The sequence below is a fragment of the Actinoplanes sp. NPDC051633 genome, from assembly GCF_040681735.1.
Taxonomy (GTDB): domain Bacteria; phylum Actinomycetota; class Actinomycetes; order Mycobacteriales; family Micromonosporaceae; genus Actinoplanes.
Map to the genome: position 1 here is coordinate 1 of NZ_JBFAZH010000247.1, position 8,155 is coordinate 8,155.

At 72.7% G+C, this 8,155-nt stretch carries 10 protein-coding genes; all 10 read right to left on the bottom strand.

Translation table 11 applies throughout. From position 1 onward, the window contains the following. Nucleotides 1-143 precede the first annotated feature (143 nt). Nucleotides 144-1,499 (bottom strand): NAD(P)/FAD-dependent oxidoreductase, encoded by a 1,356-nt coding sequence (locus tag AB0M20_RS16215; RefSeq protein ID WP_364298758.1) that lies wholly within the window; start codon nucleotides 1,497-1,499, stop codon nucleotides 144-146. 91 nt (nucleotides 1,500-1,590) lie between these two features. After that, nucleotides 1,591-2,160, bottom strand: a complete 570-nt coding sequence (locus tag AB0M20_RS16220) for a hypothetical protein (protein WP_364298760.1) — start codon at nucleotides 2,158-2,160, stop codon at nucleotides 1,591-1,593. Continuing rightward, complete coding sequence (locus AB0M20_RS16225) at nucleotides 2,160-3,518, bottom strand: DUF58 domain-containing protein (protein WP_364298762.1); 1,359 nt, start codon at nucleotides 3,516-3,518, stop codon at nucleotides 2,160-2,162. The genes AB0M20_RS16220 and AB0M20_RS16225 overlap by 1 nt, the downstream gene beginning before the upstream one ends. After that, a complete protein-coding gene (locus AB0M20_RS16230; protein ID WP_364298764.1) occupies nucleotides 3,511-4,500 on the bottom strand; it encodes a MoxR family ATPase in 990 nt (329 codons plus the stop codon). The genes AB0M20_RS16225 and AB0M20_RS16230 overlap by 8 nt, the downstream gene beginning before the upstream one ends. Nucleotides 4,501-4,514: 14 nt before the next feature. Continuing rightward, a complete protein-coding gene (locus AB0M20_RS16235) occupies nucleotides 4,515-5,117 on the bottom strand; it encodes a hypothetical protein (RefSeq protein ID WP_364298766.1) in 603 nt (200 codons plus the stop codon). Next, nucleotides 5,114-5,830 carry a DUF4129 domain-containing protein gene (locus AB0M20_RS16240; RefSeq protein WP_364298776.1) on the bottom strand — a complete coding sequence of 239 codons (717 nt, stop codon included), beginning with the start codon at nucleotides 5,828-5,830 and terminating at the stop codon, nucleotides 5,114-5,116. Before AB0M20_RS16240 ends, AB0M20_RS16235 begins: the two co-directional genes overlap by 4 nt. 10 nt (nucleotides 5,831-5,840) lie before the next feature. Further along, nucleotides 5,841-6,578, bottom strand: a complete 738-nt coding sequence (locus tag AB0M20_RS16245) for a uracil-DNA glycosylase (RefSeq protein WP_364298768.1) — start codon at nucleotides 6,576-6,578, stop codon at nucleotides 5,841-5,843. A gap of 6 nt (nucleotides 6,579-6,584) precedes the next feature. Then, the gene (locus tag AB0M20_RS16250) at nucleotides 6,585-6,956 is read right to left on the bottom strand and encodes a hypothetical protein (RefSeq protein ID WP_364298770.1); all 372 of its coding nucleotides are present in this window, start codon (nucleotides 6,954-6,956) and stop codon (nucleotides 6,585-6,587) included. Between the two features lie 26 nt (nucleotides 6,957-6,982). Then, nucleotides 6,983-7,891 carry a hypothetical protein gene (locus AB0M20_RS16255; RefSeq protein ID WP_364298772.1) on the bottom strand — a complete coding sequence of 303 codons (909 nt, stop codon included), beginning with the start codon at nucleotides 7,889-7,891 and terminating at the stop codon, nucleotides 6,983-6,985. Next, the coding region (locus tag AB0M20_RS16260; RefSeq protein ID WP_364298774.1) for a PadR family transcriptional regulator at nucleotides 7,888-8,155 on the bottom strand (268 nt) is incomplete at its 5' end. The genes AB0M20_RS16260 and AB0M20_RS16255, both read right to left, overlap by 4 nt.

Consider the following 8,155-nt stretch of genomic DNA (forward strand, 5'->3'; position numbering starts at 1 on the left):
GCTCGAACCCGCACGCCTGTTGAGGGCAGCCGCTTTTAAGGCGGCCGTGTCTGCCGTTCCACCACCCGGGCGGGGTAGGGCTGTGCTCACCGTATCGGCTGCCACCCGCCCGGCAAGACGCCGGACGGGTGGACGACACCGGCCTAGCGGACGCCCGCGCCCACCGGCTCGGCCGGGCGATCATCGACCAACGGCGGCGTCACGTCGGTGAACTCCTCACGCGGCTCGTGCAGCTGGCCCAGCGAGATCGTCTCGCGCTTGAAGAGGAACGCCAGCGTCCAGTCGGCCACCACGCGCGCCTTGCGGTTGAGCGACGGGATGCGGCTCACGTGATAGGTCCGGTGCATGAACCACGCCGGCAGGCCCTTGAGCTTGATGCCGTACACCTGGGCCACGCCCTTGTGCAGGCCGAGGCTGGCGACGCTGCCCGCGTACTTGTGCTTGTAGTTCTTCAGCGGGCCGCCGATGATCGACTGGCGGATGTTCGCGGCCAGCACCGCCGCCTGGCGCACGGCGTGCTGCGCGCTGGGTGAGCAGTACGCCCCCGGGTTGGTCAGGTCGGGCACCTGGGCGCAGTCGCCCGCGGTCCACGCGCCCTCGAGCACCCGGTCGCCGTCGACGATCTGCAGCGTCGGCAGCGCGGTGAGGTGGCCGCGCGGGCCGCGGGGCAGGTCGGTGCGGTCGAGCATCGGCGACGGCTTCACCCCGGCCGTCCAGACCAGCGTCTCGGCCTTGAACCGCTCGCCGTCGGACAGCTCGATCCAGCCGTCCACGCAAGACTCCAGCCGGGTGCCGAGCCGCAGCTCGATGCCGCGGGCGTCGAGCTGACGGGCCGCGTACGCCCCCATGTCCGGACCCACCTCGGGAAGGATCCGGTTGGTCGCCTCGACCAGCACGAAGCGCACCTCGTCCTGCCGCAGCTCCGGATAGGTTGGCAGGGCGTCGCGAACCACGTCCTCCATCTCGGCCAGCGCCTCGATGCCGGCGTAGCCGCCGCCGACGAAGACGAACGTCAACGACGCCCGGCGGACCGAAGGGTCGGGCGTCACGGCCGCGACGTCGAGCCGGTCGAGGATGTGGTTGCGAAGGTAGATGGCCTCGCCGATGGTCTTGAACCCGATGCCGTTCTCGCGCAGGCCGGGGATCGGCAGGGTGCGTGACACCGAGCCGGGCGCCACGATGATGTGGTCATAGTCCATCTCGGTGGCCGGGCCCTCGATCGGCTGGATGGTCACCGTCTTGCGGGCGTGCTCGATGCGCGTCACCTCGCCGGCGACGATGCGGCACCGCTTGAGCTCGCGGCGCAGCGGCACCACGGCATGGCGCGGCGAGATGTTGCCGGCCGCCGCCTCCGGCAGGAACGGCTGATAGGTCATGTGCGGCTGGGGGTCGATGACCACGACCTCGGCCTGGCGCGCACTGAGCTTCTTCGACAGGCGCAGGGCCGCGTACAGCCCCACATGTCCTGCCCCGACGACGATCACACGCTGCGGTCTCACGGATCAATCATCCTGCTCGCCGGGCCGGAAACAGCCTCGGTGTGACGCAACTCAACATCTGTAGAGGGTGCTGATCGCCACATGTGAAGTTTCAGTGTCCGGGGCGTCTCAACAGCCTTGCCAGCAGCAGCGTCGCGCCCACGGCGGCGGCCAGCCCGGCGACCGTGGCGACCACGAACGCGCCGCCCCCGAGCACGCCGGCCAGGCCCAGCGTGATCACCGTGAGCACCGCCGAGATCAGCACGACGATGCCGGCCCGGGTCATCCAGCGCAGCACCACGTCGAGGTTGACCACACCGTCGAAGGGCAGGACGGCGGCCAGCGCGGCGAGCGTGTGTCCGAGGTAGAGCAACGTGCCGATCGCGATCACCCGCCACAGCTGCACGGGATCGTCGTAGTAGCTGGTGTCCGCCACCCAGCCGCCGACCACGGTCAGCACGACGAACGTCGGCCCGCGGCCGCGCGGCGCGAAGGCCGGGTAGATCGCGACGGCCATCGGCACGAGGGCGTACTGGCTCTGCACGACCGCCTGCGGCCAGGCGACCACCACCGCGGCCACGAAGCTCAGCGCGATCCCGACCTTGACCAGCAGCGGAATCAGCGTGGCCCGGGCGATGGCCACCTGGGCGCGGGTGATCCGCCGGGTGATCCCGTCCAGCATCAGCGCCCCCGGGGTGCGCTGGCCAGGCGCGCGACGTCGCGGAGCACCAGGTCGAGACTTCCGGCGCCGGCCCAGGTCACCACGGGTACGCCGTGCTCGCGGAGCCGGCCCAGCACGTTGTCCCGCTCGATCCGCCACAGCCGGGTGGCCAGCGGGGTCCACTGGCTGCGGGCCGGCGGCGCCAGCCCGTCGGGCAGCGTGTCCACGGCGACCGTGTAGCGGCCGGACTGGGTGAGCCGGGCCAGCATGTCCGCCGAACGCGGGTCGACCAGCGGGGTGAGCACGACGACCAGCGCGTCCGGGGACACGTGGTGGGCGCCGAAGGCGTGCTCGTACGCCGCCTCGTCGGCGCTGTCGGCCTTGACGTCGAGCAGCCACTCGAGAACGGTCAGGTACTGCCGCCGGCCGGTGGCGGGCCGCAGCCGCCGGGCGTTCGCGCCGTACTCGAGCAGGGACACCCGGTCGCCGCGCTTGAGATAGTGCTCGGCGATCGCCGCGGAGGCCCGCACCGTGGTGTCCAGCACCGAGGCGCTGCCGTTGACGCCGCCGGAGACCCCGGCCTCGCCGAGCACGTCGAGCAGCAGCAGCACCTCGGCGTCGCGGTCCGACAGGGTGGCGGCGACGTGCAGGTCGCGGGTGCGCAGCGACACCCGCCAGTCGATGCGGCGGAGCCGGTCGCCGGGCGCGAACGGGCGTACCCCGGCAAGCTCTCCGCCCTCGCCGGGCCGCCGCGAGCGATGGTTTCCGACCAGCCCGGCCGCGGCAGGCATCGCCTCCACGGCGGCGAACGGCTCGGTGACCGGGTAGACGCGGAGCGCGTGCGCCTCGGTGACCACCGGGCGGCAGGCCAGCAGGCCGGAGCAGGCGGCGACGCGGGCGGCGGCCGGGCCGACCTCGTGCCGGCCCCACCGGCCGGCCTTGCCGCTGAGCTCGACGGCGGTCCAGTTGTCGCTGGCCACCTCGATCGCGAAGGGCCGGTCGGCATTCTCCAGATCGATCCAGGGCGAGGTCCGGGTACGCACCACCACCAGGTCGTAGTCGATGACGTCCGGGTTGGCCACGGTCAGCCCGGCGTGCACCTCGCCGCCCTCGACCAGATACTCCTCGTCGGCGGTGATGGTCACCTCGGGCGCCGAGCGCGGCATCCGGCGCAGGGCCATGGCGGCGCCGATCGCGAACGGCGCGCCCAGCAGCACCAGGTCGACCCGGCCGAGCGCGACGCCGAGCACCAGCAGCAGCCCGGTGAGCAGCACGCTGCGGCCCAGCGCCCGGGTCGGCACCCAGGCCGGGCCGCCCGTCCCCGGCTCGTCGAGATCCTGCGCCGGCGGCACCGCCAAGCGGATCCGAGGCTCAGTCATGCCGCGCATAGGTGGGCATCGCGCCGCTGGCCGGGGCCGGCACCGCGGTAAGCACCTCCTCGACCACGAACTGCGGGTCGACCTTGCGCAGCCACATCTCCGGCCGCAGCGTGATCCGGTGCGCCAGCGCGGGCACGGCCACGTCCTTCACGTCCTCGGGCACCACGAAGTCCCGCCCGGCCATCACCGCGCGCGCCCGGGCCAGCAGCAGCAGCGCCAGCGAGCCACGCGGCGACGACCCGACCATCACGGACGGGTGCTCGCGGGTGGCCGAGGCGAGCGCCACGATGTAGCGGCCGATCGAGTCCTCGACGGTGATCGTCTCCAGCGCCGCCTGCATCGTCAGCAGCGTCCGCGCGTCGACCACGGGGGCGAGCTGCGCCTCCTCCTGGCGGCGGGCCATCCGGCGGCGCAGGACGTCCCACTCCTCCTCGGCGGTCGGGTATCCGAAGGACACCCGCATCATGAACCGGTCGAGCTGGGCCTCGGGCAGGGGGTACGTGCCCTCGTACTCGATCGGGTTCGCGGTGGCCAGCACGTGGAACGGCGGGTCCAGGCGGTACGTGACGCCCTCGACCGACACCTGCTTCTCCTGCATCGCCTCGAGCAGCGCCGCCTGCGTCTTCGGCGGCGTCCGGTTGATCTCGTCGGCCAGCAGCATGTTGGTGAACACCGGGCCGGCCCGGAACGCGAAGTCGCCCTTGCGCTGGTCGTAGAGGAACGAGCCGGTGACGTCGGCGGGCAGCAGGTCGGGGGTGAACTGCAGCCGGCGGAAGTCCAGCCCGAGCGCCTGGGCGAAGGACCGCGCGGTCAGCGTCTTGCCCAGGCCGGGCAGGTCCTCGAGCAGCACGTGACCACCGGCCAGAATGCCGGCCAGCACCAGCTCCAGCGCGTCCCGCTTGCCGACCACCACGCTGCCGACCGAGTCCAGCACGGCCCCGGCCAACCGGCCGACCTCGAACGGAGGTAGGGACTCAGCCACCGATCCACTCCTTGTCACAGTCGTTCCAGCGCTTCCACGAAGGTCGTCACGTCCGTCTTCTTCGGCGGACGCCGGCCGGGTTCGCTGAGCGCGAGCCAGAGCGGCTCGCCGATCAGTTCCCGGGCCCGGCGCGGGTCCGTCGCCCGGGTCAGCCCGTGCCGCAGGCGCAGCCGCTCGTCGGTGAGCTCGGCGAGCACCGGCAGCACGTTACGCGAGAACCGATCGGCGTCCGACTGCGACCAGTCCAGCCGCTGCTCCCACCGGCGCACGGCGGTGCGCAGCGAGTCGGTGCCGGCCCAGCGGTAGTCCGCGCTCTCCTCGCCGGGGCGGGTGCCGGGCCGGGGCGGCGGCGGTGGCGCGACCTCGGAGACGGCCAGCATGAGCAGCCGCAACGCGACGAAGAACGCGACGATCATGAGGATCGGCAGCCGGATGCCGGCGATCCGGAACCCGGCGACGGTCACCGTGGTGGCAATGGCGATCAACAGCGCGTTGCGGAGCACCCACGCCGCGCGGGAGCCGGGACGGTCCGCCCCGGGCTCCGTCGGCTCGACGACGGGCGCGGGCGCGAAGCTGAAGAGGTCGTCCAGGCCGCCGTTGTCGGCGTCGCGGCTCATGCCGGCCCACTCAGCACAGCACCTGCACCGAGGTCGGCGCGCAGCCGCTGCAGCGCCGACCGGGCCTGCGCGCGCATCTGGTCGTCGACGGTGTGCGTGGCATATCGCGCCTGCCGGTAGACCTCGAGCAGCGCGGCCAGCACGCCGGCGTCCACCCGCTGCTCACGCAGCAGGCGCCCGACCAGGTCGGTGGGGCTGTCGCCGGCGTGCCGCGGGGTGCCGGCCGCGGCCGCCGCCTGCTCCAGCCGGACCCAGCAGGCGATCACCGCCCGGCGCGGGTCACGGTCGGTGTCGGAGAGCTCCTCGAGCCCGGCGTCGAGCGCCGCGACCAGATCCTCGGCCGTGCTCGCCTCATCGCGCTGCGGCTCGCGGACGCCGGCCCGGCGACTGCGACGGCGCTGCTGGTCGCGGATGATCGTCCAGATCACCAGCGCGATCAGGACCAGCGCGGCGACGCTCAGGACGACGATGGCGGCGGTGCCCACCCAGTCGGGCAGGCCGGTGGCCGGCTCGGGACCGCTGCCGGTGCCCTCGTCGACGTTCGGCCTGGCCAGCGGCTCGGTGGGCAGCAGCGGGGCCTCCTCGGTGGCCTCGACGGCCGGATTGATGCGTTCCAGCTGCGGCTGCGAGCGGGTGGCCGCCAGCGAGGCGAGAAAGAGCAGGCCGAGGACGGCGGCCAGCGGCCACCAGCGGCGAAGAGCGGCGAGGTCCATCGAGCAGGAATCATGCCAGGCCCGCGACGGCTTTGGCACGGGCGAGCACCTCGTCGAGCATCGCGGGGGTCAGCCGGCCGGTGAAGGTGTTCTGCTGCGAGACGTGGTAGCAGCCCAGCAGCACCGGCGCACCGGGCAGGCGGACCTCGGCGCCGTGCCCGAATTTCGGGCGCGGGACGGGCGGGCGCAGCGCGTACCCGGAGACGAGGAAGGGCCACCACGCCGCCCACGCAAAGGCACCCAGCGCGATGACCACCCGCAGGGTGGGCTTGATCAGCTCCAGCTCGCGGTGCAGCCACGGCGCGCAGGTGTCGCGCTCGACCGGGAGCGGCTTGTTGTCCGGCGGGGCGCAGCGGACCGCGGCGAAGATCCGCGTGTGCCGGAGCTCGAGGCCGTCGTCGCGGGAGACGCTGGTCGGCTGGTTGGCCAGGCCGGCCCGGTGCAGCGCGGCGAAGAGCACGTCGCCGGAGCGGTCGCCGGTGAAGATCCGGCCGGTGCGGTTGCCGCCGTGCGCCGCGGGGGCGAGGCCGAGGATGCCGATCGGGGCGTCGGCCGGACCCCAGCCCGGCACCGGGCGACCCCAGTACCGCTCGTCACGGAACGCCGCGCGCCGCTCGGCCGCCACCCTCTCCCGCCAGGCGACCAGCCGCGGGCAGGCGAAGCAGTCCGCCACCTCGGCGTCGAGCCGCGCGAGGTCAGGCGCTTGCGCAGCGTGGCGAAGAACCTCTTCGGGGGTACGCGTGGGCACACATCATTATCGCGGCCGCAGGCACAGCAGGTAACCGTCGCCGCTGGTGCTCGAATACACCGTGAACTTCTCGCCGGCCGAGAAGAACTTGTCGCACTCCGGACTGTCGATGTCGGTGACGCCGTCGACGCGACCGGCCACCACGAACTGCGCGTCGGCCGAGCCGCAGTCCACCTTCTTCGCCCGCGTCACCGTCTCGTCGGTGACCTCCTCGGCCGGGCCGCTGATGCAGTCACCGGCCCCGGCCGAGCGGGCGCGATCGCCGAACAGGAACGCCTTGACCGCGAAGACCGAGACGCCGACGGTGAGGGCCAGCAGGATGCGGACGACGACCTTGAACGCCATCGATCCGCGGGCGGGGGCCTCGACCTCGGTCACGGGCAGACCGTACCGGCTCCGGTCAACTATTTCGAGGGCGACGGAACCGGGGCCGCGGACGGATCCGTCAGCTTGAACGGCGCCTTGTCGGCACCGCAGAACGGGTACTTCGAGTCGTCCACCACCTGCGGCGCCGGCCCGTCGAACTCCTCGCAGTACGCCTGACCCAGGCGGATCGGCTGACCGTCCTGATCGAACAGCCGGGCGCCGTCGATGAGCCGGCCCTGCTGGTCGTAGACGAACACGTCGCGCACGTTGCTGTAGGGGTCCGAATACTCCACGTTGTTGTAGTAGTCCTGCCGGCTCTGCGAATCGGCGTCCGTGAAGCCGGCCACGGCGATCAGGATCAGCAGGGCCGAGCCGGCGTAGTAGGCCAGCCGGGGGCCGCGGGACAGCTTGAAGCCGCGGCGGCCGAACCAGATCGAGGGCAGCACGCAGGCGGTCAGCAGCAGCAACGCGACGAGGTCGCTGCCGCCGACGCGGGGCAGGAGCCCGATCGAGCCGCTCGCGTCGAGGCCGTGGGCGAGCACCATCGCGATCAGGTAGCCGCGCAGCACCCACCAGGCGGGGCGCAGCAGGCGGAGGAACTCGCTGGCGTGCGCGTACCCGAAGAAGGGCCCGGTCTTGCCGTCGATCACCCGCAGCCGGGCCGCCCAGGCCGACCGCAGCTTGGCCAGGTGGTCGGTGCGGGACGGCGGCGGCGGATCGGGGAAGCCGCCGCCCACGAAACCGGCGCCGGCCAGCAGCTCGGCCGCGTAGACCGAGGGCGGGCCGAGACGCTCGGTGAGCGTGCCGACCTCGTCCGCGACCACCTCGGCCAGGTGCTCGGGCAGGTCCTCGAGCAGTTCCTCGCGCATCGCCTCGGGCAGGCCGGACAGCGCGGCCCGGACCGCCTCGACGTACGCCGTGATCTCGTCCGTCTCGGTGCTGTTCACACCGTCCCCCGATCGCGAAGAAGGTCGTTCATCGTGGTTGCGAACTCGTGCCAGATCTTGCCGGACCGTTGCAACTCGGCCCGCCCGGCGGCGTTGAGCGCGTAGTACTTGCGGTGCGGGCCCTCGTCGCTGGGCACCACATAGGTGTTCAGCAGTCCGCCGTTGAAGAGCCGCCGCAGAGTGCCGTAGATCGAGGCGTCCCCGACATCCTCGAGACCGGCCGCGCGCAGCCGCCGGAGGATGTCGTAGCCGTAGCCGTCCTCG

Bases quoted from the DNA above. Each gene is read 5' to 3' on its own strand.
- AB0M20_RS16225 (WP_364298762.1), bottom strand. From the start codon at position 3,518: ATGACTGAGCCTCGGATCCGCTTGGCGGTGCCGCCGGCGCAGGATCTC.
- AB0M20_RS16235 (WP_364298766.1), bottom strand. From the start codon at position 5,117: ATGAGCCGCGACGCCGACAACGGCGGCCTGGACGACCTCTTCAGCTTC.
- AB0M20_RS16240 (WP_364298776.1), bottom strand. From the start codon at position 5,830: ATGGACCTCGCCGCTCTTCGCCGCTGGTGGCCGCTGGCCGCCGTCCTC.
- AB0M20_RS16220 (WP_364298760.1), bottom strand. From the start codon at position 2,160: ATGCTGGACGGGATCACCCGGCGGATCACCCGCGCCCAGGTGGCCATC.